The sequence below is a fragment of the Methylocystis parvus genome, from assembly GCF_049675845.1.
GTDB classification, from domain to species: Bacteria; Pseudomonadota; Alphaproteobacteria; order Rhizobiales; family Beijerinckiaceae; genus Methylocystis; species Methylocystis parvus_A.
Genome location: NZ_CP187161.1, coordinates 2,789,945 through 2,814,684 on the forward strand (window position 1 = coordinate 2,789,945; position 24,740 = coordinate 2,814,684).

General features: G+C 65.4%; 29 protein-coding genes. 20 read left to right on the top strand and 9 right to left on the bottom strand.

What is annotated here, in order from left to right:
- Nucleotides 1-2 precede the first annotated feature (2 nt).
- From ilvC to ACPFMJ_RS14525, 7 genes are all read left to right on the top strand, one after another.
- The gene (ilvC, locus tag ACPFMJ_RS14495; protein WP_424360674.1) at nucleotides 3-1,022 is read left to right on the top strand and encodes a ketol-acid reductoisomerase; all 1,020 of its coding nucleotides are present in this window, start codon (nucleotides 3-5) and stop codon (nucleotides 1,020-1,022) included.
- A 69-nt stretch (nucleotides 1,023-1,091) separates the two neighbouring features.
- On the top strand, nucleotides 1,092-1,970 hold the full coding sequence (locus ACPFMJ_RS14500) for a nuclear transport factor 2 family protein (RefSeq protein ID WP_424360675.1): 879 nt from the start codon (nucleotides 1,092-1,094) through the stop codon (nucleotides 1,968-1,970).
- 268 nt (nucleotides 1,971-2,238) lie between these two features.
- On the top strand, nucleotides 2,239-3,060 hold the full coding sequence (locus tag ACPFMJ_RS14505) for a nuclear transport factor 2 family protein (protein ID WP_424360676.1): 822 nt from the start codon (nucleotides 2,239-2,241) through the stop codon (nucleotides 3,058-3,060).
- 9 nt (nucleotides 3,061-3,069) lie between these two features.
- Entirely contained in the window at nucleotides 3,070-3,978 is a 909-nt protein-coding gene (locus ACPFMJ_RS14510; RefSeq protein WP_424360677.1) for a PhzF family phenazine biosynthesis protein, read from the top strand.
- A gap of 2 nt (nucleotides 3,979-3,980) precedes the next feature.
- Nucleotides 3,981-4,697 (top strand): NUDIX hydrolase, encoded by a 717-nt coding sequence (locus tag ACPFMJ_RS14515; protein WP_424363873.1) that lies wholly within the window; start codon nucleotides 3,981-3,983, stop codon nucleotides 4,695-4,697.
- 31 nt (nucleotides 4,698-4,728) lie between these two features.
- Nucleotides 4,729-6,543, top strand: a complete 1,815-nt coding sequence (gene aroB, locus ACPFMJ_RS14520) for a 3-dehydroquinate synthase (protein ID WP_424360678.1) — start codon at nucleotides 4,729-4,731, stop codon at nucleotides 6,541-6,543.
- Between the two features lie 5 nt (nucleotides 6,544-6,548).
- On the top strand, nucleotides 6,549-7,850 hold the full coding sequence (locus tag ACPFMJ_RS14525; RefSeq protein ID WP_424360679.1) for an HlyC/CorC family transporter: 1,302 nt from the start codon (nucleotides 6,549-6,551) through the stop codon (nucleotides 7,848-7,850).
- On the opposite strand, the gene ACPFMJ_RS14530 is transcribed toward ACPFMJ_RS14525, so the two are convergent.
- The 3 genes from ACPFMJ_RS14530 to ACPFMJ_RS14540 all read right to left on the bottom strand — a co-directional run bounded on the left by ACPFMJ_RS14530 (nucleotide 7,847) and on the right by ACPFMJ_RS14540 (nucleotide 10,131).
- On the bottom strand, nucleotides 7,847-9,223 hold the full coding sequence (locus tag ACPFMJ_RS14530; RefSeq protein ID WP_424360680.1) for an HWE histidine kinase domain-containing protein: 1,377 nt from the start codon (nucleotides 9,221-9,223) through the stop codon (nucleotides 7,847-7,849). The genes ACPFMJ_RS14525 and ACPFMJ_RS14530 overlap by 4 nt on opposite strands.
- Before the next feature lie 150 nt (nucleotides 9,224-9,373).
- The gene (locus ACPFMJ_RS14535; protein ID WP_424360681.1) at nucleotides 9,374-9,928 is read right to left on the bottom strand and encodes a sigma-70 family RNA polymerase sigma factor; all 555 of its coding nucleotides are present in this window, start codon (nucleotides 9,926-9,928) and stop codon (nucleotides 9,374-9,376) included.
- Nucleotides 9,925-10,131, bottom strand: a complete 207-nt coding sequence (locus ACPFMJ_RS14540; protein WP_424360682.1) for a NepR family anti-sigma factor — start codon at nucleotides 10,129-10,131, stop codon at nucleotides 9,925-9,927. Before ACPFMJ_RS14540 ends, ACPFMJ_RS14535 begins: the two co-directional genes overlap by 4 nt.
- A gap of 217 nt (nucleotides 10,132-10,348) precedes the next feature.
- Here ACPFMJ_RS14540 and ACPFMJ_RS14545 point away from each other — a divergent pair, with 217 nt between their 5' ends.
- The 5 genes from ACPFMJ_RS14545 (at nucleotide 10,349) to ACPFMJ_RS14565 (ending at nucleotide 14,852) form a co-directional block, all read left to right on the top strand.
- On the top strand, nucleotides 10,349-11,143 hold the full coding sequence (locus tag ACPFMJ_RS14545; RefSeq protein ID WP_424360683.1) for a response regulator: 795 nt from the start codon (nucleotides 10,349-10,351) through the stop codon (nucleotides 11,141-11,143).
- A gap of 105 nt (nucleotides 11,144-11,248) precedes the next feature.
- Nucleotides 11,249-11,785, top strand: a complete 537-nt coding sequence (locus ACPFMJ_RS14550; RefSeq protein ID WP_424360684.1) for a Dps family protein — start codon at nucleotides 11,249-11,251, stop codon at nucleotides 11,783-11,785.
- Between the two features lie 123 nt (nucleotides 11,786-11,908).
- Entirely contained in the window at nucleotides 11,909-12,697 is a 789-nt protein-coding gene (locus ACPFMJ_RS14555; protein WP_424360685.1) for a hypothetical protein, read from the top strand.
- Nucleotides 12,698-12,832: 135 nt separating this feature from the next.
- Entirely contained in the window at nucleotides 12,833-13,039 is a 207-nt protein-coding gene (locus ACPFMJ_RS14560; RefSeq protein ID WP_424360686.1) for a hypothetical protein, read from the top strand.
- 82 nt (nucleotides 13,040-13,121) lie between these two features.
- Nucleotides 13,122-14,852, top strand: a complete 1,731-nt coding sequence (locus tag ACPFMJ_RS14565; RefSeq protein ID WP_424360687.1) for an adenylate/guanylate cyclase domain-containing protein — start codon at nucleotides 13,122-13,124, stop codon at nucleotides 14,850-14,852.
- A gap of 66 nt (nucleotides 14,853-14,918) precedes the next feature.
- Here ACPFMJ_RS14565 and ACPFMJ_RS14570 read toward each other — a convergent pair whose 3' ends face one another.
- Together ACPFMJ_RS14570 and ACPFMJ_RS14575 are read right to left on the bottom strand one after the other, a co-directional pair.
- A complete protein-coding gene (locus ACPFMJ_RS14570; RefSeq protein WP_424360688.1) occupies nucleotides 14,919-15,128 on the bottom strand; it encodes a hypothetical protein in 210 nt (69 codons plus the stop codon).
- A gap of 151 nt (nucleotides 15,129-15,279) precedes the next feature.
- The gene (locus ACPFMJ_RS14575) at nucleotides 15,280-15,435 is read right to left on the bottom strand and encodes a DUF3309 family protein (RefSeq protein ID WP_424360689.1); all 156 of its coding nucleotides are present in this window, start codon (nucleotides 15,433-15,435) and stop codon (nucleotides 15,280-15,282) included.
- Between the two features lie 84 nt (nucleotides 15,436-15,519).
- Between ACPFMJ_RS14575 and ACPFMJ_RS14580 the strand changes: the two genes are divergently transcribed.
- Nucleotides 15,520-15,690, top strand: coding sequence for a hypothetical protein (locus ACPFMJ_RS14580; protein WP_424360690.1), 171 nt, complete (start codon nucleotides 15,520-15,522; stop codon nucleotides 15,688-15,690).
- Nucleotides 15,691-15,698: 8 nt separating this feature from the next.
- Here ACPFMJ_RS14580 and ACPFMJ_RS14585 read toward each other — a convergent pair whose 3' ends face one another.
- Nucleotides 15,699-15,920 (bottom strand): hypothetical protein, encoded by a 222-nt coding sequence (locus ACPFMJ_RS14585; RefSeq protein WP_424360691.1) that lies wholly within the window; start codon nucleotides 15,918-15,920, stop codon nucleotides 15,699-15,701.
- A 106-nt stretch (nucleotides 15,921-16,026) separates the two neighbouring features.
- Between ACPFMJ_RS14585 and ACPFMJ_RS14590 the strand changes: the two genes are divergently transcribed.
- From ACPFMJ_RS14590 to ACPFMJ_RS14605, 4 genes are all read left to right on the top strand, one after another.
- Entirely contained in the window at nucleotides 16,027-16,548 is a 522-nt protein-coding gene (locus tag ACPFMJ_RS14590) for a hypothetical protein (protein ID WP_424360692.1), read from the top strand.
- 165 nt (nucleotides 16,549-16,713) lie between these two features.
- Nucleotides 16,714-16,845 (top strand): hypothetical protein, encoded by a 132-nt coding sequence (locus tag ACPFMJ_RS14595; RefSeq protein ID WP_424360693.1) that lies wholly within the window; start codon nucleotides 16,714-16,716, stop codon nucleotides 16,843-16,845.
- Between the two features lie 59 nt (nucleotides 16,846-16,904).
- A complete protein-coding gene (locus tag ACPFMJ_RS14600) occupies nucleotides 16,905-17,603 on the top strand; it encodes a hypothetical protein (protein WP_424360694.1) in 699 nt (232 codons plus the stop codon).
- Nucleotides 17,604-17,721: 118 nt separating this feature from the next.
- Nucleotides 17,722-18,531 (top strand): DUF4339 domain-containing protein, encoded by an 810-nt coding sequence (locus ACPFMJ_RS14605; RefSeq protein ID WP_424360695.1) that lies wholly within the window; start codon nucleotides 17,722-17,724, stop codon nucleotides 18,529-18,531.
- Nucleotides 18,532-18,559: 28 nt separating this feature from the next.
- On the opposite strand, the gene ACPFMJ_RS14610 is transcribed toward ACPFMJ_RS14605, so the two are convergent.
- On the bottom strand, nucleotides 18,560-18,766 hold the full coding sequence (locus tag ACPFMJ_RS14610) for a hypothetical protein (RefSeq protein WP_424360696.1): 207 nt from the start codon (nucleotides 18,764-18,766) through the stop codon (nucleotides 18,560-18,562).
- 220 nt (nucleotides 18,767-18,986) lie between these two features.
- Between ACPFMJ_RS14610 and ACPFMJ_RS14615 the strand changes: the two genes are divergently transcribed.
- Nucleotides 18,987-20,228 carry a patatin-like phospholipase family protein gene (locus tag ACPFMJ_RS14615; protein WP_424360697.1) on the top strand — a complete coding sequence of 414 codons (1,242 nt, stop codon included), beginning with the start codon at nucleotides 18,987-18,989 and terminating at the stop codon, nucleotides 20,226-20,228.
- Between the two features lie 9 nt (nucleotides 20,229-20,237).
- Here ACPFMJ_RS14615 and ACPFMJ_RS14620 read toward each other — a convergent pair whose 3' ends face one another.
- Both ACPFMJ_RS14620 and ACPFMJ_RS14625 read right to left on the bottom strand, forming a co-directional pair.
- Nucleotides 20,238-21,770 carry a helicase HerA domain-containing protein gene (locus ACPFMJ_RS14620; protein WP_424360698.1) on the bottom strand — a complete coding sequence of 511 codons (1,533 nt, stop codon included), beginning with the start codon at nucleotides 21,768-21,770 and terminating at the stop codon, nucleotides 20,238-20,240.
- 126 nt (nucleotides 21,771-21,896) lie between these two features.
- Nucleotides 21,897-23,387: a S10 family peptidase gene (locus ACPFMJ_RS14625; protein WP_424360699.1), complete on the bottom strand. Its 1,491-nt coding sequence runs from the start codon at nucleotides 23,385-23,387 to the stop codon at nucleotides 21,897-21,899.
- Between the two features lie 223 nt (nucleotides 23,388-23,610).
- Here ACPFMJ_RS14625 and ACPFMJ_RS14630 point away from each other — a divergent pair, with 223 nt between their 5' ends.
- Together ACPFMJ_RS14630 and ACPFMJ_RS14635 are read left to right on the top strand one after the other, a co-directional pair.
- Entirely contained in the window at nucleotides 23,611-23,838 is a 228-nt protein-coding gene (locus tag ACPFMJ_RS14630) for a hypothetical protein (RefSeq protein WP_424360700.1), read from the top strand.
- A 93-nt stretch (nucleotides 23,839-23,931) separates the two neighbouring features.
- Complete coding sequence (locus tag ACPFMJ_RS14635; protein ID WP_424360701.1) at nucleotides 23,932-24,735, top strand: cytochrome c oxidase subunit II; 804 nt, start codon at nucleotides 23,932-23,934, stop codon at nucleotides 24,733-24,735.
- Nucleotides 24,736-24,740 lie beyond the last annotated feature (5 nt).

The window sequence follows — 24,740 nt, forward strand, 5'->3', positions numbered from 1 at the left end:
AAATGCGCGTTTACTACGATCGGGACGCCGACATCAATTTGATCAAGGGCAAGAAGGTCGCCATTGTCGGCTATGGCAGCCAGGGCTTCGCGCATGCCCTCAACCTCAAGGAATCGGGCGTTCCGGACGTCGCGGTCGCGTTGCGTCCCGGCTCCGCCTCCGCCGCCAAGGCGGAAGGCGCCGGCCTCAAGGTCATGACCGTTCCGGAAGCCGCCAAATGGGCCGACGTCGTCATGATGCTGACGCCCGACGAGCTGCAGGGCGAGATCTACGCCAATGAGCTGGCCCCCAACCTGAAGCAGGGCGCCGCGCTGCTCTTCGCGCACGGCCTCAACATCCACTTCAACCTCATCGAGCCGCGCAAGGATCTCGACGTGATGATGGTCGCGCCGAAGGGCCCCGGCCACACGGTGCGCGGCGAATATCTCAAGGGCGGCGGCGTGCCCTGCCTCGTCGCGGTGCATCAGGACGCGTCCGGCAACGCCAAGGACATCGCGCTCTCCTATGCGTCGGCGATCGGCGGCGGCAAGGCCGGCATCATCGAGACGACCTTCCGCGAGGAATGCGAGACCGATCTCTTCGGCGAGCAGGTCGTGCTCTGCGGCGGCCTCGTCGAGCTGATCCGCAACGGTTTCGAGACGCTGGTCGAGGCCGGCTACGCGCCGGAAATGGCCTATTTCGAGTGCCTCCACGAGGTGAAGCTCATCGTCGACCTCATCTATGAGGGCGGCATCGCCAACATGAACTACTCGGTGTCGAACACCGCCGAATATGGCGAATACGTCACCGGCCCGCGCATCATCACGCCGGAGACCAAGGCCGAGATGAAGCGCTGCCTCGAGGACATTCAGTCCGGCAAGTTCACGCGCGACTGGATGCTGGAGAACAAGGTCAACCAGACCTCGTTCAAGGCGACGCGCGCGCGCAACGCCGCGCATCCGATCGAGGAGGTCGGCGCCCGGCTTCGCGCCATGATGCCCTGGATCGGCAAGAACAAGCTCGTCGACAAGGAGCGCAATTAAGCAAATGATGGGCGGGCGCGCGGTCGGAGGGGCTGCGCGCCGGCCCGAGGCGCAAGGAGGGTCAGGGGCATGGAGGGTGGGGGCAACCGCACGATTCGGCTGACCGCCGCCGACCAACGCCGCCTCATCGCCGAAATGCTCGAATGCCGAATGCGCCGGCAATATGAGCGCTTTCAAACCTATGTAGACCCTCTCGTCGTCGTCTATTGCAACGCATGGCGGGAGGGGATCATCGGGCCCGACATATGGGCCGGCGCGCCTGCGGTGCGCGATCTCTTCCGGCGCACGGATGAGAACTATTTTCCGCAAGATCACGAGATTCTCGACATCGTCGTCGACGAAGACCGCGCAGCGGTGCGCTGGCGCGGATATTGGCGCCGCCATGCGACGAGCAAGGTCTATCCGATCGACGCCGCCCATTTCCTGCGTTGGGAGAATGGCCTCGTCGTCGAGATGCACGAGTTTTTCGACGCGCAGAGCAAGGCTTCGTCGCCCTTCGCCGCGCTCCCCAGCCTCGAGAGCCTCATCGCGCCCCGTGCGCCAGAGCTGACCCGGGAGGAGATGGAGCAGCGCGCGCGCCGGCTCGTCGCCTACGACCAAGCGCCCGATCTCGATCTGGTCCGTGAACTCTGCTCGCCCGACATCGTCTGCGAGTTCGTGGGCGACCGCGCCCGGCTTCCCTATGCCGGCCGGCATGTCGGCGTCGAAGCGATGGTCGGCATCATCCGCGCCGTCAACGTCGATTTCGAGCAGCGCAATTTCGCCGTCTCGGAAATGATGATCGAGGAGGGACGGGTCTGCGGGCGCCGCCGCGTCCATTGGCGTCACCGCGGCACGGGCCGCGTCGGCGTTTCCGAGCTCGCCGATTTTGTTCGATTCGAGAACGGCTTGGTGGTCGAACTGATCGAGTTTCGCGACACGGTGTCGCTGGCGCTGATGAGCGACTAAATCTTTTCTGGCGAAATTTTTCTCTAAAATCGGGGCTTTTTTAGTGTTGTCCCGTTCATCGGGCGGCGTTTCCTCTCTAGAAGCCGGTCGACAACCGGCGCTCCGACCGGGCATATTGCACGGCGTTATTCCAGGAAAGTCTCCGTTTGGAAGCCGGAGACCGCCCGACGCAATTGCGGCGTCCGGGAGCTACGGGTCAGGGCGACATCTTATGCATGGGATGGGCGGAGGGCCAAGACAGGCCGCCGAGAACGAAACGCGCCGGCGCGTGCACGAGCTCATCAGTGTCCGCATGTCGGGAAACATAGCGGCGACTGTCAAGCTTTTCACGGACGACGCCGAGCTCAGCTACAATGGCAGGGTCGGCATGTTCCCCGCAGGTCACTGGCAGGGCAGCCAGGCGCTGGGCGAACATCTGCGCCGGACCGACATCGAATATGAGCCGCTCGACTTCGAGGTGAGGGACGTCGTCGTCGAGGGCGACCGTACGGCGGTGCGCTGGACGAGCCACTGGCGGCGCCGCGCCACGGGCGAAGTCTATTGCATGGACATGGCCCATTTTCTCCGCTGGCGTAACGACCGCATCGCGGAGATGCACGAATTTCTCGACCATCACGCTCCGTCCCGCATGGCGGATGAGCCGCAGAAGAGCTTCGAGGACATGTTGAACCCGCCTCATCCTGGCCTCAGCCGGGAGGAGATGGCGCGGCGGATGAAGGCGCTTGGCAGCTTCTCCCGCCAGGGCCCGGACATCAAGCTGTTTCGCAGCTATTACGCGCCCGACGTCGTCTGCGAATTCGTCGGCGACCGGCGCTCGATCGCCTATGCGGGACGCCATCGCGGAATCGAGGCGCTTTTGAGCGTCGTGCGCTCGGTGGCGGTCGATTTCGAGCAGGTGAGCTGCGCAACGCCCGACATGGTGATCGACGGCGGATCGGTCGCCACCCGCCGCACTGTGGAATGGCGCCATCACGGCACCGGGCGCCGGGGCATTGTCGAGGTCGCGGATTTCGTGCGCTTCGAGGAGGGGAAGATCGTCGAACTCGTCGAGTTCCGCGACAGCGTCGCGCTGCTGCAGATGCAGGACTGACGCGGCGACGTGACCCGCAGCCTGTCCTACGCCCTTCTCGACGTCTTCACCGACCGGCGTTTCGCGGGAAATCCGCTGGCGGTCGTCGAGGGCGCGCATGCTCTGGGCGGCGACGAAATGCAGGCGATCGCGCGCGAATTCAATCTGAGCGAGACGGTTTTCCTGCTCGAGCCGCGCGACCCCGTCCACACGGCGCGGGTCCGCATCTTCACGCCCGCGACGGAGCTGCCCTTCGCGGGCCATCCGACGATCGGCGCCGCCGCTTATCTTGCAGAGACGCGGGCGGGCGATCTTCTCTCGCGCCACGGCGTCGCCGTCGTGCTGGAATGCAAGCTGGGACTCCTGCGCTGCGAGGCGCTGCGCGGGCGCAGTGGCGTGACTTACGCCGAACTCGCCCTGCCGGTCGTTCCGGCGACGCTCGCGGGCGCGCCGGACGGGGCCGCGCTTGCTGACGCCCTGTCGCTCGCGCCCGAAGACATCGGGTTCGACGGCCATGCGCCGACCATCCGCGCCGCCGGCCCGGCTTTCGTCTATGTCCCCATCGCGTCGCGGGCGGCCCTCGATCGGGCGCGGCGCGCGGCTCCGTTTTCCGACGTGATCGGCGCCGCCGCCGGCGCTTTCCTCTACACGCGGGAGACCGTCGACCCGGCCAGCGCGGTCCATGCAAGGATGTTCGCCAATGGACTCGGCATCGACGAGGATCCGGCGACGGGCTCGGCCGCGGCGGCCTTCGCAGCGGTGGCGTTGGAGTTCGAGCGCCCCGACGACGGCGAACATGAATTGTTCATCGAACAGGGCTACGCGATGGGCCGTCCGTCGCGCATTACCTTGCGCATGACCGTCGAGCGCGGGGCGCTGACGCGCGTCGCGATTGGCGGGCAGGCCGTTCGCGTCGGCGAGGGGAGGCTGTTTCTGTGAGCATGGAGCCGAGCATCGTCGAGGTCGACCGTCTCGACTGTCGCCTCGTTCCGCATCGCTGGGCTTTCGCCGAGGCGGAAGCGGCGGCGATCGACCGGCATTGGGCCGAGCGGGTCGAGCGCAATCCGACACTTTACGACGGTCCCGTCCTCCTCGCCTGCCGCGCCGAAATCGGCGTGGAGGCGGGCGCGCGCGTGCTGAGGCTCGACGCCTTCGAGACCCGCTTCTCGCGTTTTCTGGGCTGGCGCGATTTCGGCTGGCCGGACCGAAGCGTTTTCAACTGCTTCGCCATGCCGGCGGTGCGCTCCAGCGATGGGGCCTATCTCGTGGGCGAAATGGGGCCCGGCCATTCGGCGGCCGGCCAGCGCTATTTTCCCGGCGGCACGCCGGACCCGCACGATGTCATCGCGGGCGGCGTCGTCGATCTGCCGGGGAGCCTCGCGCGGGAACTCCATGAGGAGGCGGGCCTTCCGGCCGGGGAGGGCGCCGCGGCGCAGGGCTGGACCGTGATCTTCGATCGCCAGCGCGTCGCCTGCATCAAGCAGATCGACTGGCCGCAGCCGGCGAGCGCCTTGCGCGAGCGGGTGCTGGGCTATCTCGGCCAGGAGGCGGAGCCCGAGCTTTCGGACGTTCACATGCTGGCGCCCGGCGTCCATGACGATCCGCGCCTGCCGGCCTTCATGACCGCCTTTCTCGCCCGCGCCGCCGAGAGGGGCTGAATTCGGCAAAACCTCGGTATAGATTGCCGCCATGACTCGAACGCAAACCCTTGGCGCGACGCCGGCGCCTGCGCCCGGCGGCGGGGATGACCGCATTGCCGCGATCCGGGACGGATTGCGCGGGCGGGCGCTCGTCTTCGTCGGCATGATGGGCTCGGGGAAAAGCGCCATCGGCCAGCGTCTCGCCGCGCGCGTCGGGCTGCCCTTCGTCGACGCCGACGCGGCGATCGTCGAGGCGGCGGCCGGCATGACGATTCCCGAGATCTTCGCCAAATACGGCGAGAGCTATTTTCGCGACGGCGAGCGCCGCGTCATCATGCGGCTCCTCAACGCCGGCCAGATCGTGCTCGCGACCGGCGGCGGCGCCTTCATGGACCCGCGCACGCGCGAGCGCATTTCCGAGCGCGCCGTCTCCATCTGGCTCGACGCCGATCTCAAGACGCTAATGAAGCGCGTGCGCCGCAAGAACGACCGCCCGCTGCTCCATACCGAAGACCCTGAAGAAACGCTGCGCCAGCTTCTGGAGAAGCGCAGGCCGCTCTATGAACTCGCCGACATTCGCGTGGAATCGCGCGACGAACCGCAGGACGTGATGGTGGAGGAGACGCTCGCCGCGCTCGCCGCCGAGCTGCCGCGCATCGACGCCACGCGCCGCGCCGCGCAGAAGAAGGATTTCACCAAGGCCATGACTCATTTGCATCTGGAGCGCGCGCAGACCGAGCAGGGCGCGACGCATCGGGAAACCGTGCATGTCGCGCTGGGCGGGCGCTCCTACGACATTCTCATCGGCTCTCATCTTCTTGAGGAGGCGGGCGAGCATATCAAGCGCGTCGCGCCGGGCGCCGCCTGCGCCATCGTCACCGACGAGAATGTCGCGCGGCTGCATCTGCCGACGCTGGAGGAGAGCCTCAAAAAGGCGGGCGTCCGCTACGCCACCATCGTGGTGAAGCCGGGCGAGCAATCGAAATCGCTCGCGACCTTCGGGCGCGTCTGCGACGAGGTTCTGGCCGCCAAGATCGAGCGGCGCGACCTCATCGTCGCCTTTGGCGGCGGCGTCGTGGGCGATCTTGCGGGCTATGTCGCGGCGAGCGTGCGGCGCGGGTCGCGCTTCGTGCAGATCCCCACGACGCTGCTCTCGCAAGTCGACTCATCCGTCGGCGGCAAGACGGGCATCAATTCCGCCTACGGAAAAAATCTCATCGGCGCCTTCCACCAGCCCTTGCTGGTGCTCGCCGACGTCGACGTGCTGCGCACGCTTTCGCTGCGCGAGTTCCGCGCGGGCTACGCCGAGGTCGTCAAATACGGGCTCATCGGCGACAAGCGTTTCTTCGAATGGCTGGAGGCCGACGCCGAGGCCGTGTTCCACAGCCGCGCCGAGCAGATTTGCGCCGTGGCGGTGAGTTGCGAGACCAAGGCGACGATCGTCGCGCGCGACGAGACCGAGCAGGGCGATCGCGCGCTCCTCAATCTCGGCCATACGTTCGGCCACGCCTTCGAGCTACTCACGAATTACGACAGCGAGCGTCTCGTCCATGGCGAGGGCGTCGCCATCGGCATGGCCTGCGCCGCGCGCTTCTCCGCGCGGCTCGGTTTGTGCTCCACGGACGACGCGGACCGCGTCGCGCGCCACCTGCACGGCGTCGGTCTGCCGACGGAAATCCGGCAGATCCCCGGCTGGAGCGGCGACGCGCAGGCCATTCTCGCCGCCATGTATCAGGACAAGAAGGTCGAGGGCGGCGCGCTGACCTTCATCCTCATGCGCGGGATCGGCGAGGCTTTCATCGCCAAATCGGTGGAGCCCGCGGAAGTCCTGAGCTTCCTCAACGACGAACTGGCGCGGGCGTAACCAACATGCATGGGCTCCCCTCCGGCGGCGGGTCGGGTTTCGACTGGACGGACGTCCTCGTCGTCATCGCCTGCGTCTTTCTCTCGGCCTTCTTCTCGGGTTCCGAGACGGCGCTGACTGCGGCGTCCCATGCGCGGATGCATACGCTGGAGAAGGAAGGCGACAAGCGCGCCGGCGCCGTCAATCGCCTGCTGCGCCAACGCAACCGCATGATCGCCGCTCTGCTGCTCGGCAGCACGCTGGTCAATATTGGCGGCTCGGCTTTTACAACCAGCGTGCTCACCGTCGTCGCCGGCGAGAACGGCGCGGTCTACGCCACGATCCTCATGACCGTGCTGCTGCTGGTCTTCGCGGAGGTGCTGCCCAAGACGCTCGCCATCAATCATCCCGACGCCATGTCGCTGCGCGTCGCGCGTTTCATCACGCCTTTCGTCTCGATCTTCGGTCCGGTGCTCGCAACCGTCGAATGGATCGTGCGCTCCGTGCTGAAACTCGCGGGCGTCGAGATCGGCCATGGCCGCACCATGCTCTCGCCCTATGAGGAGCTGAAAGGCGCGGTGGACATTCTGCACGAAGAGGGCGAGGTCGAGCGTTCGGCGCGCGACATGTTCGGCGGCGTGCTCGATCTGCAGGTGCTGCATGTCGCCGACGTGATGATCCATCGCACCAAGATGCGGACCATCGACGCCGATCTTCCGCCGGTCCAGATCGTGCGGGAAGTGCTTTCCTCGCCCTTCACCCGCATGCCGCTCTGGCGCGAGCGCCCCGATAATTTCGTGGGCGTCCTGCATTCGAAGGATCTGCTGCGCGCGCTCGACGCCGCCGGCGGCGACGCCTCGAAGATCGACATAGACGACGTCATGTATGCGCCCTGGTTCGTGCCCGAGGCGACGACGCTCGAGGATCAGCTCGAGGCTTTTCTCAAGCGCAAGACGCATTTCGCGCTGGTCGTCGACGAATATGGCGAGGTGATGGGCCTCGTCACGCTCGAGGACATTCTGGAGGAGATCGTCGGGGACATTCGCGACGAGCACGATCTCGCCGTGCAGGGCGTTCGGCCGCAGCCGGACGGCTCGGTGCTCGTAGACGGCGCCGTGCCCGTGCGCGACCTTAACCGCGTCATGGCCTGGAGCCTGCCGGACGAGGAAGCCACGACGATCGCGGGCCTCGTCATTCACGAGGCGGGCGCCATTCCCGAGGCGGGCCAGGTTTTCACCTATCATGGCTTCCGCTTCGAGGTGATGCGCAAAATCAGGAATCGCGTCACGGCGCTGCGCGTGACGCCGCAGGAGGCGGTCGAAGACTAGATTTCGGCCGTGAGCGTGGCGCGCACGCCTTCAGGCTCGAAGGCGATGTCGATGTCGCCGCAAAACTGCCGCGTGAGGACCGTCTTCATCAGATATTGCCCGACGCCCGCCCGCTGAGGGGCCGTGACCGGCGGCCCGCCCTGCTCGCGCCACTCGATGCGGAGCTTGCGCCCTTCGCTGTCGGCGACCTGCCAGTCAAGGACGACTTTCCCCTCCTCCGTCGACAAGGCGCCGTGCTGTTCCGCATTGGCGAGGAGTTCGTGCAGCGCCATGCCGAGCGCCAGCGCGACTTCCGAGCGCAGCTCCACATCATCGCCGGAGATCTGGACGCGATCACGAAGCCCGGCCGTGTCGCAGGCGAGCGCCGCCGTCACCAGCTCCCTCATCGGCGTCTGCGCCCATGATTTCTTGACGAGAAGCGTGGAGATGCGGCTCAGGCACTGGATGCGGTCCGAGAAACTGTTGCGAAAGCAGGCGAAGTCCGTCGCCGTCCGGGCGGTGATGTTTGCGATGCCCTGGATCATCGCCAGCGAATTGTTCACCCGGTGATGCAGCTCGAGATTCATCAGGCGCCGATGCTCCTCGGCGCGCTTGATTTCGTCTATGTCCGTCACGGCGACGATCGCGGCGATGACTTCGCCCCGTTCATTGCGGATCGGCGCGCCAGTGACGCTGATCCATCCCCAGCTCCCGTCGCCGCGTTGCATGCGGCATTCCAGCGCCGGCTTCTCCTCGCCGGCGAGCGCCCGGGCGAGCGGATATTCCTCCTTGAGCACGGGCTCGCCATTTTCGTGGACGGCGCTCCAGTACTCGTAGTTCTCGACCGCATCGGAATAGATCACCGGGCCGCGGCGGATCGCCTCCAGCGCCGAATTGCCTTCGAGAATCCGGCCGCTCGGCGCCTCCGCCAACAACACGCCGACCGGAAGGGCGTCGATGATGGCGCGCAGCTGGTTGTTGACGCTGTTGGTGGAGGCGCCGCCCGAACCGCGGATCAGTTCGGCGTTGAGGCGCGTGAGCAAAGCGCGTTTGCGCCGCAGCCTCTGCTCGAACTCCTCCAGCGTGTGGGCGATGTCGTCGACGTCCGGGACGCCGGTAACGGTCCAATTCGACAGTTCGCCGGCCTTCAGCCGCTGGGCCATTACGGCGAGGCCATGCGTCGCCTTGGCGGTTCTGCGGCGGGCGGCGTTTGCATTCCATAGGGCGACGAGCGTCCCCGCGAGCGCAAGGGCGAGCGCCGCCGTCGCCGCGCCCCAAAAATCAGCCGATGACGGCGGGGAGTCGGCCGGGGCCGCCGCCAATGCGCCGCCCGCTTCTCCGGCGACCGCCAACGCCGAAAAAAAGAGCCGCCAGAGTGCCTGTTCGACTGCCAATTCCGCTCCGCGCTTCAATGAGCCGACGGCTCGGGACCGTCGGCATTCAAGTTGGGCGCCGCAGGGGCCGCGACCCTGTGCGCCTAACCCCAAACCAGCGATACCTTCGCCGAGTTCCAGGCGTCTGAGAGCGAATTTCTCGATTTGGGCCTAAAGGGCCTTCGTGCTCTTCCGGGCGGCGAGGCCGGTCACGGTCGGATCGTAGTCGATCTCGTGGACGCCGCTGAGCCCGAGATGCTCGGCGAGCTTGGCGCGCGCCCGGTTCAAACGGCTCTTCACCGTGCCGACCGCGATGTTGCAGACCTGCGCCGCCTCCTCATAGGAAAGTTCGGTGATGCCGATCATGAGCAGGATTTCACGGTGCTCCGGCGCCAGCTTGTTCAGCGCCTTCTGCACGTCCTGCATGGTGACGTTCGATTCCTGCCCGCCCTTCACCGGGATCTGCTCGGCCAGCACGTTGTCGCTGTCCTGCACCTCGCGGGAGCGCTTGCGGTATTGGGAGAAATAGGTGTTGCGCAGAATGGTCACGAGCCAGGCGCGGAAATTCGTCCCGGGCTCGAAGCTGTCGGCGTGGGACCACGCCTTCACAAGCGTATCTTGGACGAGATCGTCGGCGACGCTATATGAGCCTGAGAGCGAGATGGCGAAGGCCCGCAAATAGGGAATCTGCGCCACCATCTGCTCTCCGAACGACGCGTCTGTCATTTCTTCTCGCGTTGTTTGGCTTCGAGCTGGGCGAGCAGCACCACGAATTTGTCCGGGATCGGCTGGTGAACCAGGTCATCGCAGAACGAGCGCAGGACACGCCCCAATTGTTCCTGAATATGCGGCTCCAGAAAGGCGACTTCCGCGCCGTCGACCGCCTCGTCCTCCATTGGACGCGTCTCGGCGAGCTCCGCCGTCGGCATTTTTCTTTCCTCTCTTTCGTTGCCCTGCGACATTTATGGCCTCTAGACGCCCGTCGAAAACGACGATGTCCCGTAAAAAGCGCCCTCGCTCCAGGCGCCTCGAAATAGGCAACCCGGTGGAGACGCAAACGTTCCAGACTCCAGTTGTGGATTTCTATCCGGGCACAACGTAATGCTCAACGGCAGCAGCTTTCCAACAAGACCGCAGGGTGTCGCCATGAACATCTCACGCGAGATCGCTCCGCATCTTCCCTATCTGCGCCGCTTCGCGCGCGCCCTGTGCGGGTCGCAGAAGAGCGGCGACGCCTATGTCGTCGCGACGCTCGAGGCTCTGGTGGCCGATATCGACGCCTTTCCGGCCAATATGTCGGCCAAGGTCGGGCTTTACCATCTGTTCATGGCCTCCTGGTCGTCCATACCGCTCAATGTGGAGGACAGGCCGGAGGACGATGACGAGGCCCCCGCCGCACAGCGCAATGTCAGCCTGCTGACGCCGCGCTCGCGCCAGGCCTTCCTGCTGCGCACGGTCGAAGGCTTCTCGATCGAGGACGTGGCGGATATTCTCTCCATCAAGCCGCAGGAGGTCGAGGCGCTGATCGCGCAGGCTGGCCGCGAGATCGCCGAGCGGGTTGCGACCGATGTCCTCATCATCGAAGACGAGGCGCTCATCGCGCAGGACATCGAATTCATCGCGCGCGATCTCGGGCATCAGGTGATCGGCATCGCCCGAACCCACAAGGAGGCGGTCGAGCTCGCGCAGGCGAAGCGGCCGGGGCTCATCCTGGCCGACATCCAGCTTGCCGACGGCAGTTCGGGGCTCAACGCCGTCAACGAGATGCTGCAGACCTTCGACTGTCCGGTGATCTTCATCACCGCCTTTCCCGAGCGCCTGCTCACGGGCGAGCGGCCGGAACCGGCTTTTCTCATCAGCAAGCCTTACAAGGTCGACACCGTGAAGGCGACGATCAGCCAGGCCCTGTTCTTCGAGCGCAAGGCCTCGCGCGTCGCTTGAAAATTCGGGGGCGGCGTCGGCGCCGCCCCCCCTCCGGGGGCTGGAACAAGGAAAGCGCGCGCGCGTTCTCGCGTAACGCTGGAGGCCTGTCCCAAGGAGACGAATATGAGCATGAACGTCGCCGAGTCCCGCGACACGGAGCGCGCGTCGCTCAACACGCCGAGCGATCTTTCCCCGGAAGCGACGGCGACCCTGGCCGAGCGGATCAACCGTCTCGTCGCGGACGCCTATGTGCTTTATCTCAAGACCAAGAATTTCCACTGGCATGTCAGCGGGCCGAATTTCCGCGATTTCCACGAAATGCTCGACGACCAGAGCTCGGAAATTCTGGAATCCATCGACCCGCTCGCCGAGCGCGCGCGCAAGCTGGGCCAGCCGACGCTGCGCTCCCTTGGGCAGATCCTGGAATTGACGGCGCTCACGGAGAACGAGAAGGACTTCGTCTCGCCTTACGAAATGCTCGTCGAGTTGATGAACGACAACATCGCCATCGCAAAATCGATGCGCGAGGCGCATGGCGTGTGCGACGATTGGGACGACGTCGCCACGGCGAGCCTGCTCGAGCAATATATCGACGCGACCGAGAAGCGCACCTGGTTCCTGTTCGAGGCCGCGCGCGCCGCGGATTCGGGCGGTCACTGACAGTGGCGGGCCTCTTGCCCCGGCGTCGCAAAGCCGCATAAGTTTCGGGAGAGCGATTTGGGTCCGGTCGGGCATGGATAACCGGCTCCCGATTGTTTCGCGCGCGGCGGCGGAAGGGGCAAGATGGCGTCCGAACCGGAGAAACTGATCGGCGCCGTGACGTCGCATTACGCGGCGGCGCGCGGGTTCCTCTCGCGCGCCTCGGCCTTCATCGCCAGGGTGACCTTCAAGATCCCGAAAGGCGCGACGCCCGGGGAGACGATCAACGAACTCGGCAAGAGATGGGCGCTCACGGAAGAGGAGCGGCTGACGCTCCACATCCTCATCCAGACCAAGCCGGGCGTCGCCTTTTTCGACGAGAAGATCCAGAGCATCAATCGCGCCGCCTTCCACCGTTCGGCCTTCGCCCTCAACGCCGTGACGCAGCTTCTCTTCGTGGATGTGGCGGCGCAGCTCTACGTGTCATTGCCTCAGCTCAAGCTGGCCCTCTTCGCGGCCAATCTGGCGCTGGCGCTCGTCGCGCATGCCGAGATGCGGGGGCTTTTCAACGCCATGATCGCGGGCCCCAACGCCCTCCCGCCCAAGCGCCGCTTCTTCGGCCTCTTCCCCAATCCCGACTATAACCGGGCGGTGAAGAAGCATTCCAAGCACTACGCCCGCAGCGCCTGGAAGGAAAAATCGCTCTACCGCCCCGCCTATTTCATCGACGCGGCGACCATTTTTCTCGGCGCCCAGTTCATCCTCGCGCCGGAAAAGATCATCTTTCCCTTCGGATTCATCATGGCGAAGGTGACTGGCCTCTTCACCACGCTGGTCATGATCTTCGATATCTGGCGCGGCGTGCGGGCGGGCGAAGACGCCCGCGTCGCGCGGGAGCGCGAGATCGCCGTCTATCGCGACCTCGACATCTGACCCGGCGCGAGCTTTGGCGGAAATCCGCCGGCGAAAGGCGTAAATGACGCCGTGTCGGCGCGGTCGCGCCAACTAGACTGACGTTCCGATTTTGCGCGGCGGAACGAGCCGCGGCCCAGATCAGGAATGCGCCAAATGACCAATATCACCAACAGAAAGATGCCCGAGACCGAGGAACGCAGCCAGACCCCGCTCTGGTTCGCCATTGCGGGACTGCTCATCGTGATGGCGAGCCGCAGTATGGCGGATGAGATGATTGGCGACGTCGTCGCCCTCGTTGGGGCGGCTTTCACCTTCATGGGTCTGCTTTACTGGTTGGTCCGCCCGCGTCACGGAATGTAACGCCGCAAAAGCGAGGGCGGCGGATTCCGCCGCCAGCCAGCCTGGGTTAAGGTCCCTTCGGCTTTGCGCCGGAGGGGCACGCATGTTTTCTGTTTCGATCAGACGCAAGATCATGGGCATCGCCCTGGCCTTGATCGTGCTGATGGCGATTACTTCCGTTCTGTCTCTCGTGATGGTCCGCCGCGTGGCCGACCATTTCGAGGAGCTGGCCGCAAGCTACATGCCGGCCTATGGGAGTCTCGCGCGGGCGCATATCCGCTCTCTCGAACGCGCGCTCGCCTTGCGGCGCGTCGTCGTCGAGACCCAGCAGCCGACGCCCGACAAGGAAAAGGTCGAGGCGCTCCGGAAGATCCTCATCGCCAAGGGTCAGGATGTCGAGCGCGAAGTCGGCGCCGCGCGCGCGGCGATCGGCGCGCTCATCCACGACGGCGGCACCTTCGAAGACCAGAAGACGCTGGTGCGGCTCGACAGCCATCTCGACTTGTTGATGAACGGAACGCGCCGCTTCCTGAACGACGAGATCGAGCGGCTGCTGCGCGCCATGGAGGCCAAGGACGCGCGCACCGTCTCGGAAGGGCTCGTGCGCGTCGATCAGTTTCGCGACGAGGTCAATAAAGGGTTTGAGACGATCCGGAGCGACATGCTCTCGATGCTGCGCGTAGACGGCGCCGTCACGATCGACGCGCTGCAGAAAGTCATGTGGTTCGCGATCGCATTGACCCTCATCGCCGCAGCCCTCGGCGTCATCTTCTCGACGCTGGTGAGCGACGGCGTGACCGGCCCCGTGCGTCGCCTGCTGGAAGGCGCGCGCGCAGTGGAGTCGGGCAGGCTCGATCAGGTGATCGACGTGACGACGCGCGACGAGATCGGCCATCTCACCGCCGCCTTCAACCGCATGGTCGAGCAGTTGCGTTTGAAGGAACGAATCCTCGACACATTCGGGCACTATGTCGATCCGCGCGTCGTGCAGGGCCTGATCGACAAGCCGACGCTCGCGGCTGACGGCCAGCGCCGCGTGATGACGATTCTCTTTTGCGATATCGCCGGCTTCACCGGAACGAGCGAGGCCATGACGCCGCAAGGGCTGGTCAGGGTTCTCAATCACTATTTTTCGACCATGTCGGAACCCATCCGACAAAATGACGGCATCATCGACAAGTATATCGGCGACGCGATCATGGCCTATTGGGGCCCGCCCTTCAACGCGGACGCCGATCAGGCGCGGCTCGCCTGTCTCGCCGCGGTCGATATGGCCGAGCGCGTCGCACGCTTGCGCGACTCCCTGCCAGAGCTCCTCGGCATGCGCAGCGCGCCGATCTCCTTCGACATGCGCATCGGAGTCGCGACGGGCGAAGCGCTCGTCGGCAGCATCGGCTCCGAGCAGATGATGAATTACACCGTCATCGGCGACACGGTGAATCTCGCATCGCGCCTCGAGGGCGCCTGCAAGCATTACGGCGCGCGCGCACTCGTGTCGGAAGCGACGGCGAAAGGCGCGGCGGATGTCGTCGAGACGCGCGAGATCGACTGCGTCGCCATGGCGGGCCAAGGGAAGCCGGAGCGCATCTACGAGATCATGGGCCGCAAGGGCGCGCTTGCCGATCCAGAGAGCTTCCTGCGTGAAAACTATGCGGCTGGACTCGCCGCTTATCGTCGCCGCGACTGGGACGAAGCGCGCCGCGCTTTCTCTTGCGGGCTCGACGCCGTCCCCGGCGACGGGCCGTCCTTGGCGTTCATGAAACGGCTGGACCGCATGGCGTCGACCCCGCCCGGCGACGACTGGGACGGCTCCTGGCGCCTTGGCGAAAAGTAAACATGATGGCGGCGTGGCGCGCCGTCATGCAGTATGCGCGCAGGATTCGCAGCGCATGGCGCGTCCTCAGGCGGTCTCGATGCGCGCGAAGCGCGCGCGGCGTTCGAGATTGATCGGACGATTTGAGCGGCGGGGCACATGCCATCCCGCGCGCCGCTCGAGCGCGAATGCGGATGTCACGACATCTTGCGCGTTGAAGGTCTGATCGGTCCCGGTACGTACGGGCGTGGTCGCGCCGGCCGGCTTGCGGCCATCTGCTTCAGACTTGAGCAGCATGAGATTCCCTTCCCTGGCGCTGTTATGCGCACCATCGACCTTGCTTATCTCGTGCCAGATCGTTGCGCGCATTTACAGGGCGGAGCGACGTGAAGGAAAGAACCACGCCATGGCCCTTTTCCTGGCGCCATCATAACAAGGCTTGCGCTTTTTAAATCCTGCCGAGCAGCGCGAGCACGATGATGACGGCGAGAACGGCGCCGACTGCGCCGCCGGGGCCATAGCCCCAATCGGCGCTGTAGCCCCAGTTCGGCAGGGAGCCGATCAGGAGTAGAATCAACAGCACGATCAGAATGGTCGAGATCATATTGGCCTCCTGCGCGACGTTCCGTCATACGGGTGCGTCAATGTGGTCCGTTGCAACTCTCGGGGCGGTCGCTCAATTTGGGGCATGATCCGCCCCCAGATTTCCAACCCCGTGGTGATGTCCGTTCTCTTCGCGGCCTTGGCGGGCGGCGCGATGCTGCTCATTGTCGGCGGGCCCGCCCTGCATCGCGCGGCCGCGGCGGTTCAGAGGTGCGATCTCCCGACGCCCGGGATCGCCTTTCACGGACAGGACTGACCTTCCCGCTATCCCGAGCAGGTCCAGACCCACACGCCGATCCGCTCGTTCAGTTCCCAGCAAACGCCCGGATTCGGCCGGCCGTAGAAATCGCTCCAGTCTCGATGCTGGTAACGCCAGTGTCCGCCATAGCGTTGGATAGAGCCGAGCTCCCTTTCGCCTTGAGCGGCGACGGGAAGCGACGACGCGACAATGAACGCCGCGGATAGGATCGTCGTGAGCCTGCGCATGCTTGCCTCCATTTGAGGCGCGAGCGCTGCGCGGAGCTGATGCGGATGCGCTTTTCGCCCCAATCTGCCCATCTATCTGGAGGGGGTCGAGAGAGGAGCAAGTGCGATGGCGAGCAAGTCAGATTTTGCGCCCGTCGAATGGAAGAAGCTGGTGCAGGCGCCCCTGCTTGCGGGCTTCGCGGTGAGCGCGGCCGATCCGAGCGGATTCATCGGCCTGTTGCAGGAGGCATTCGCCGCCGCACGTTCGCTTTCGGACGCGCGCGCGCAATCTGGAGACGCTCTGGTGCGCGCCGTCGCCGAGGAATTGTCGAGTTCTACGGGGCGCGCCGAAGCGCGCGAGGGCGTCCGCACCATCGTGCAGGGCGCGGAGCTCGAGGAGATCAAGCGCCGCGCCCTCGACGCCCTGAAGGAAGTCGGCTTGCTCGTCGACGCGAAGGAGGCCGAACATGCGCGTCCGTTCAAGGAATGGCTTCTGCACATTTCCCGGGTCGTCGCCGAAGCCGGTCTCGAAGACACCTTTCTCGGCTTTGGCGGCATAAGAATGAGCGAGAAAGAAAAGGCGACGCTGCGCGAAATATCGCAGATGCTTCATCTTGGAGCGGAAGCGCCGCCCCCCGCTTCCGCCTGATGAAAATCGGCGCCGCGCCCCGCGGCGTCGCTTGCTCTCTATGACAGCGGCCGCATCTGACGCCGGGAGCCCTGCGCCGAGCGATGAACAAGCGACATGTGCGGCGACGCACAGCCGGCGCAAGGCCGACTCCTTAACAATTGGTTAACGCCAGAGGAGAGGGCCATGCGAGCGATCCTAGCGACTTCAGTTCTCACAGCCATCGTCATCGCGCTGTTCACGGAGGTGATGAACGTCGCGGTCACGGCCAGCGCGATGCAGCACGTCGCCTCCTACAATTCATGGATGGCGATGTAGTTTTTTGCGTTATGGTCCGGCGCCGCCCAAGCCGTCGAGCGGGGCGGAGGGAGCCGGAGATGCGCAAGAAGCTTGTTTTCTCGATCGTCATTGGCGCAGGGGCGGCGCTTTCCGCTTCGGGCGCGGCCATTGGGGCGACGCATTGGCGGGACGGATTTTTGTCCCGCGTCGAAGTCCTGGCCTTGATTCAGACGTTGAACGCCTCCCTGCTTGCAAGCCGCAGCGCGACGGCGACGCTCGAAAAATGGTGCGCCGACCATCGCATGTCCGCCGATCCGAAGGTCGTCGCGCGTCGCGCGGCTGGCGTCGACAAGGCGCCAAGCGCAGAGACGAAGGAGCGCCTTGGCGTCGCTCCGGGTGAGACGGTGGCCTATCGGCATGTCGAGCTGAGCTGCGGGGGGCGCGTCCTTTCCGAGGCGGATAACTGGTATGTGCCGGGCCGTCTCACCCCCGACATGAATCGCGCGCTCGAAACTACCGAGACGCCCTTCGGCAAAGTCGTCGCGCCGCTCCATCCTTTTCGCCGCACCATCGAGATGAAGATGCGCTGGTCGCCGCTCCCCCAGGGCTGGGAGTTCGACGCCAATCTGCAATCCGGGAAGGACAACGGCGGCGCCCTGGCGCTTCCGCACGAACTCTTCGAACATACGGCCGTGCTCTATGGGACCGACCAGAAACCGTTTTCCGAGGTCCACGAGACCTATATGAGCGAAGCGCTGGATTTCGAGACGGGCGCCGGGGCCAGGGGAAAAGAGTGAAAATCTCGGAGTCTTGCCAAAAAAAGCCCTGATCGTGACGCTGTGGTAGAACACGCTGAGGCTCGGGCGGAATCGCCCCCTTACGGCTTATCGATACAAAGTCAGAGCGCGCGCCCCGTTGAAAGTCGGCCGTTTCGACGCGCACTCTGTCGTTCTCGCCGCGCGAGCGGCGGTCGCGAGAGGCGGACTCATGACGGACCAGTGGTATTGTGCGGAAGACGGCAAGAGCGTCGGCCCCCTGTCGACGCAGGACATTGCGACTCGCCTGAGCAGGATGGGCGGAAAGCCTTATCTCGTCTGGTCGCCCGGCATGCCGGAATGGGTCGACGCCCGTTCGCTGCCGCAATTCGCCCCGCGCCAGGCCGCGCCCGCGCCTGCGCGCGAGCCGGAGAAAAAGCGGCCGGCTGAGGCCAAGCGCGGCGGCGCGCTCGTCGCAAAGGCGCGCCATGAGCTGATCGCCTATATCGCCGTGTCCGGCTATCTCATGGTGTGGTTCAGCGCCGTGATGTTCTACAAGGCGACGATCCTGCGCAGCGTGGGGATCGAATTCGCGCCCTTCGGCCTCGCGGTCGTAAAGGCGCTGATCCTGGGCAAGTTCATCCTTGTTCTCGAAGCTCTCAGGCTCGGCGAGCGCAAGGAAAGGGGGGACATCCTCATCGTCCAGATTGTGAAGAAGGCGCTGCTCTTCACCGTCGCGCTCATCTTTCTCTCCGTCGTCGAAGAGCTTGTCGTCGGCCATTTCCACGGAAAGGCGGCGCGGGACGTCCTGGGCGAAATCGGCGGCGGCTCGCTGTCCCAGATCGTCGCGCTCGGCGTCCTCATGTTTCTGGTGCTGCTGCCCTATCTGGCTTTCCGGCGCGTCGCGCAGGAAACAGGAGACCTGCCCGAGTTGCTCTTCGCGCGCCGCAGCTTCACCCGGAAAACGTAGCGCAGGCGACGATCCGCGCGGCCGTCGATCAGACGGCCAGGCGCGGCGAGCGCGCCGCAGTCTTGCGCGGATGGCCGACCGCGCCGACGAAACCCGTATGCGCCGCGACGACCCACATGCCCGCGCAAACGAGGAAAAAGGCGAAAAGGAACAAAAGCGCCGTCGCCACGACGGCGCCGTCGTTGTCGAGCTTTAGAAAGAGATGCTTTTTCAGTCTGGCAGCCTGTGTCTGCATGGATGCCTCCGACGCGCACGCAAATTGATGTAACGGCTGCGATGATGCGCGGCGACAATTGCCGCTTTATTATCGCGATTATCGAATAGACGCGGCTACGCGCACAAATTCGCGGCAGAGCGTGAGCGGTTGCAGGCCCTGCGCCTATGGACACTCCATCGCTTCTCGTCTTATTCTCTTGAGGCAGTTCAATTTTTTTGATTTTCTCGAGAGGTTTCCAATGGCGTTTAAAATTTTGACGCTCGACGGCGGCGGAAGCTGGGCCTTGATCGAGGTCCACGCCCTTATCAAGATCTACGGCGAAAACGCGAAGGGTCACGACGTCCTGAAGGACTTCGACATGGTCGCCGCCAATTCGGGCGGAAGCCTCGTTCTGGCGGGGCTCGTCGAGAATCTCTCGCTCAAGCAGATCCTCGACTATTTTCTCGACGAGCAGAAAAGGCGTGCGCTGTTCTCGCCGACGAGCAGCATCATCGACCGGATCCTCAGCAGCCTTCTGAAAATCGGCCCCAAATACAGCGCCGCGGCAAAGCTGCCCGCCATTCGCAGCCTGCTTCCGCGAACCGGAAACCAGCACATCGAGGGCATCGCCAAGGACATTCCGGGCCCCAGTCGAAAGCCCGTGCATCTGATGATCGTGGGCTTCGATTACGATCGCAACCGCGCCGTCTTCTTTCGTTCGGCGCCGGCGCGCCGCCCCGGCTGGGGCGACGGCCAGCCCTCGAAGGCGAGCCTCGCCGGCGCCGTGCACGCCTCGACCAATGCGCCAGTGAATTATTTCGACGCGCCCGCGACCTTCCCGGAAGCGACGGGGCGGCGTTTCTGGGACGGCGGCATTACCGGTTGCAACAACCCATCGTCGGCGGCCGTCGTCGAGGCGATCGTGCTCGGCGCGAACCCGGCGGAGATTTGCGTGCTGTCCCTCGGCACCGGCAGCGTTTCCCTGCCGCTCGCCCCGGCCGGCGCCCCGCCGGGGCCGCTGGAGGCGCCGCGCGAGAATTCCAACCTGAGGAACGATCTGCTCAAGCTCGCCACCGCGATCCTCGACGATCCGCCGGACGCTGCGACCTTCATCGCCCATGCGATCACCGGCGCCGATCTGAGGCCAGAGGACAGCGTCAAGAGCCGCGTCGTGCGCATGAGCCCCCTCATCAGCCCCTTGCCAAGCGCCAACGGACTGAAGCCGCCGGCGCAATGGAGCATCGACCAGTTCAAATTTCTCTGCAGCATCGACATGGACGCCGTCGACGCGCTGCAGGTGACTTACGTGCAGGATTATTGCCTCGCCTGGCTGGACGATCAGGCGCCGAACCAGCCGATTCGCCCTAATGGCGCGAAGTTCGATCCGATGCATCCGGAGCTCGGCCAGCCGCTCTTCAGCGAGGCGCTGAAGGCGTGGCGCGACCTCGTCGCGGCGCCGGCCCTTGTCGCCGATGCGAGCGAGCCGGGCGGTCTCGCCTGACAGGGCAACTCAGGCTGCAGGCGTCGCCTCGGCCGTTTCCGCCTCGGCGGCGGCGTTGGGATCGCCGGGCGCGGTCTCCCAGGCGACGCCGGGAATCGCCACGATTCGGCGGCCCTGGCCGTCCTCGCGGCATACGATGACCTGGCGCTCCTCCATATAGGCGAGCAGACGGCGCGCGCGGCGCGGCGACTGGGTGCCATAGGCGCGGGCGACCTCCGCGTCGGAAGGGCACGGGCGGCCGTCGAAGGCGGCGCGGGCGAGCGACAGGAACACGCCCTGCGCGTCCTCGGGCAGCGCATCGGCCATCGTCAGCACTTCGCCCCAGGGCGAGCCCTCGGCCTCCGCCTCGGCGAGGTCGATCCCCGCATGGGCCACGGCGAGCCGGCGGCGGAAAGCGGCGAGGCTCAGCGGCTCGCCGATCCGGCGAATGCGGCAGCGAAGCAGGAAGTCCTGATAGAGAACGGCGGCGGTGCGGACCTCGGCGCCGCGCTCGCCGAGCATGTCCCGCAGCGTCGCGTCGATCGCCGCCTGCCGCTGCTCGGGCGTGAGGCCGGGCGGCGGCTCGGCGGTCGGGGCCGGTCCGGGCGGCGCGCTGCGGGCGAGCTGATCGAGCACCTCCGCCGTCGGCGCGATGGGCGGCGGTCGCCGGGGGACGAAGACGCTCGCTTCGTCGGCGCCCGGCGTGAACAGCAGATCGAGCGCGTCCTCGGCCGCGAGCGGCATCGGCATCGGCGCTAGTTTCGGATTGGCCGAGCGCGCCACGGTCTCGACGGGACCGATCCGCACAGGCAGGGGGCGGCGGGACAGAGCCGGGCCGAGGGCGACGAAATTCCCGCTTTCAAGATCGCGGAACATCTCCGCCTGCCGGCGCTCCATGCCGAGAAGATCGGCGGCGCGGGCCATGTCGATGTCGAGAAATGTGCGGCCCATGAGGAAGTTGGATGCTTCGGCCGCGACGTTCTTCGCGAGTTTCGCGAGGCGCTGGGTGGCGATGACCCCGGCGAGGCCGCGCTTGCGGCCGCGGCACATGAGGTTGGTCATGGCGCCGAGCGACGCTTTCCGGGCTTCGTCCGAGACTTCACCGGCGGCGGCGGGCGCGAAGAGCTGCGCCTCGTCGACGACGACGAGAAGCGGATACCATAGATCCCGCTCGGCCTCGAAAAGCCCGCCGAGAAAGGCGGCCGCCGCGCGCATCTGCTGCTCGGCTTCCAGCCCTTCGAGATTGAGCACGACGGAGACCCGGTGCTTGCGGACCCGCGCGGCGATACGCTGGAGGTCCGCTTCCCCCCGCTCGGCGTCGACGACGACATGGCCGTAGCGCTCCGCGAGGGAGACGAAATCGCCCTCCGGGTCGATCACCGCCTGCTGCACCCAGGGCGCGCTCTGCTCCAGCAGGCGGCGCAGCAAATGCGACTTGCCGGAGCCGGAATTGCCCTGCACCAGCAGGCGCGTGGTCAGCAACTCTTCGAGGTCCATCATGGCCGCGCCGCCACCGCCAGCGCGGGCGCCGAGATCGATGGAAACCTTGGCGGACGGCGTCATCGCGGCGCCCGCCATGCCGGGAGGGCGCAAGAGATCGTCGGGCGAAAGATCATCGGGAAAGTCATATCCATTCCCGCCGCGCGTTCAATGCGGCTTCGCCGCAATGCACAGGTCTTGCAGGCGGACCTAGCGCCCCTCGATCAGTTTTCGGGCCGCGTCGCGCAGGCTTTCTCGCCCCGCGTCATAAAGGTAAGGCATATGGCCGCCCCCCGTGACAACGAGACGAACGCGCTCGGGGTCGCCATAGGCCGGCAATTGGTCGAGCATCAGTTTCGTGGCGAAGTAGGGCGTCACCAGGTCGGCTGCGCCGTGGACAACCACCACTCTTAGCCTGGCGTCGAGTGCAAGAGAGTCCCGCAGATCGGACATGACTTCCGCATTGGCGCGGCCGCCCGAGCCGTAATCCCAGCGATGCGCGATGCGGTCGTTTAGGATGAAATAGCGGGCGTCGCCGATGGGCCAGGCGAGCTTCTCCTGAACGAGGCGCGTCATCGCCGCGCCGAGCGGGACGCGCCACGTTTCCAGCACCGGGTCCGCCCATTCGCTCGCCCGCGCGAAAGGGTCGGGATCGTAGCCCTCGACATTCGCGTCATAGGCGCTCGCGACGCGCTGCTGCGAACGGCCCCGCTCGCGGCTGAAGCTTCTCCCGTCGATGCGCGCGCCGAGCCGCGCGACGATCTGCCGGTCGAGCGCGGTGAAGCGCGCGACGCTTTCGCTCATGCGCGCCAGAGTCTGCGCATCCTTGGCGCCTTTGAGCAGATCGACGACATAGTCGCCCGAAGCATAGCTCTCGACATCCGCCAGATCCTTGCGAGCGCTCACGCCGCGCGCGGCAGCCGTCATCGAGGGCAGCAGCGCCGCGTAAGACAGGAGATTGCGGCCGCCGCCAAGCCAGGAGAAATCCAGCGCGGGCGAGACGAGAAAGAGACCGTCGACCCCGATATTCTCGCGATCCCTCAGGGGCGCAAGCAGCTTGACCGCGCGAAAGCCGCCATAGCTTTCGCCGACGATATATTTGGGCGAAGCGAGGCGCCCGCGCGCCACTAACCATTTGCGCATGACGACGGCGAGCGCTTCGGCGTCGCCGTCCGCGGAAAAGAAATGCTTCTCCACGTCGGTGCTGTCGGAGATGATCTTGCTGTAGCCCGCGCCGGGCGGATCGATCAGCGCGAGATCGGCGAAGCCGAGCCAAGTCTCAGCATTGTCCACGAGAATCGGCGGCGCCGAAGGGAAGGGGGCCGTTTGCGGAAGACGCAGCCGCCACGGCGACAGCGCGCCAAGCCCCAGCCAGGCGGAGGCCGCGCCCGGCCCGCCGTTGAAAACGAAGACCACTGGCCGCGTCGACGCGTCGACGCCCGTGCGCTCATAGGAAATATAGGCGACGTCCGCCTGCGGCGCGTCGCTCTTCGCATCCCGCAGCCTTATCGCGCCCGCCCTTGCAGTGAAGGCGATCTTCTCGCCTTGCAACGAGATGGTGTGCGAGGTGACGGCTTCGGCCGGCAGGCCGCGCGCCTGCTCCTCTACGCTTTTGGGATTGGGCGCGGGCGCATCGGCATGAGCTGGATCGCAGGCGCCGAGCGCCAGCGCCGCAAGAACGATCGAGATGAAACGCGCCATTCTGCATCCTCGCCTTCGAGTTTCGCGCCAAGCGCCGCCTTGAACGCATATAGCGCTCGCTCACTTGCGACGCAGTTGCAGTTGCAGTTGCACGAGCGAAAGCCTCCAAGCACAGACGCGGCCGCGCCAACACGGTTCCGAGACAACCGACGCCGCAAGAACATTCGCGCCTGCCGCCGAGTTACTCCTGCGGGCGCACAGTCGGAAAAACGGAGTCGGAGCCATGGTCGCGGTGGAAAGTCTCTATCTCGCAGCGCTTCTCAGCGCGTTCATTGGATTGATAGCGTTGTTCGTCCTCGCGGGGCGTTCCGAAGGAAGAAAATTTCTGGTCGGCGTGATCGTCGCCGCTGCGATCATCTCCCTTGGCTCGCTCTTGCTATACGCGTTGAGCCCGCACGCCGTCGCCCGCTCGGTTTACGGTTCGCCGCTCGCGGCCTCGGTGCAAATTTGAAAGCTGAAAGACAGGCAGGAGGCGCGCGGGCTTGTTGCCCGAGCGCCTGCGCGTCCTAGTTCTGGTGCATGGACTCCTGTGAGGTGACGGCGAATGTTGGTCGCGCTCGTTATGGCCCTTGTCGTTCTGGCCTCGCTGCTCTTCCACTTTCTCAGTCCTTGGCGACTGACGCCGATCGCGTCAAATTGGGGATTCATCGACGACACGCTCGCGCTGACTTTCATCGTCACGACGATCGGATTTGTCGCTGTCATCCTGTTCATGGCCTATTGCCTGTACAGGTTCCGTCACCAGGCCGGGCGGCTTTCCACATATGAACCCGAGAACAGAAGGCTCGAGCTGGTTCTGGGCGGGATAACGACCGTCGCGGTCATTCTCCTGCTCGCGCCGGGGCTTGCCGTTTGGGGAAAATTCATCACGCCGCCCGAGGGCGCGATGGAGGTCGAGGCGGTCGGCGCGCAATGGAGCTGGAGCTTTCGCCTGCCGGGGGCCGACAATAAATTCGGCGCGACCGACGTTCGCTTCATCGACGCGAACAACGCCCTGGGCGTGAGCCCCGCCGATCCGCGCGGGCGCGACGACGTGATCGTCGGCAATGGCGAGTTGCACGTGCCGGAGGGCAAGCCCGTCAAGGTGCTGCTGCGCTCCATCGACGTGCTGCATGATTTCTACGTGCCGCAAATTCGCGCCAAGATGGATCTCGTGCCGGGCATGGAAACCTATTTCTGGTTTACGCCGACAAAGACGGGCCAGTTCGAAATTCTCTGCGTCGCCTATTGCGGCGTGGGACATCCGCAAATGCGCGGCATGCTCATCGTGGACAGTGAGAGCGATTACCAAAACTGGCTGGCGGCGCAACAGACCTTTGCGAAAATGCGCAAGGCCGAGGCTTTTTGAAATAG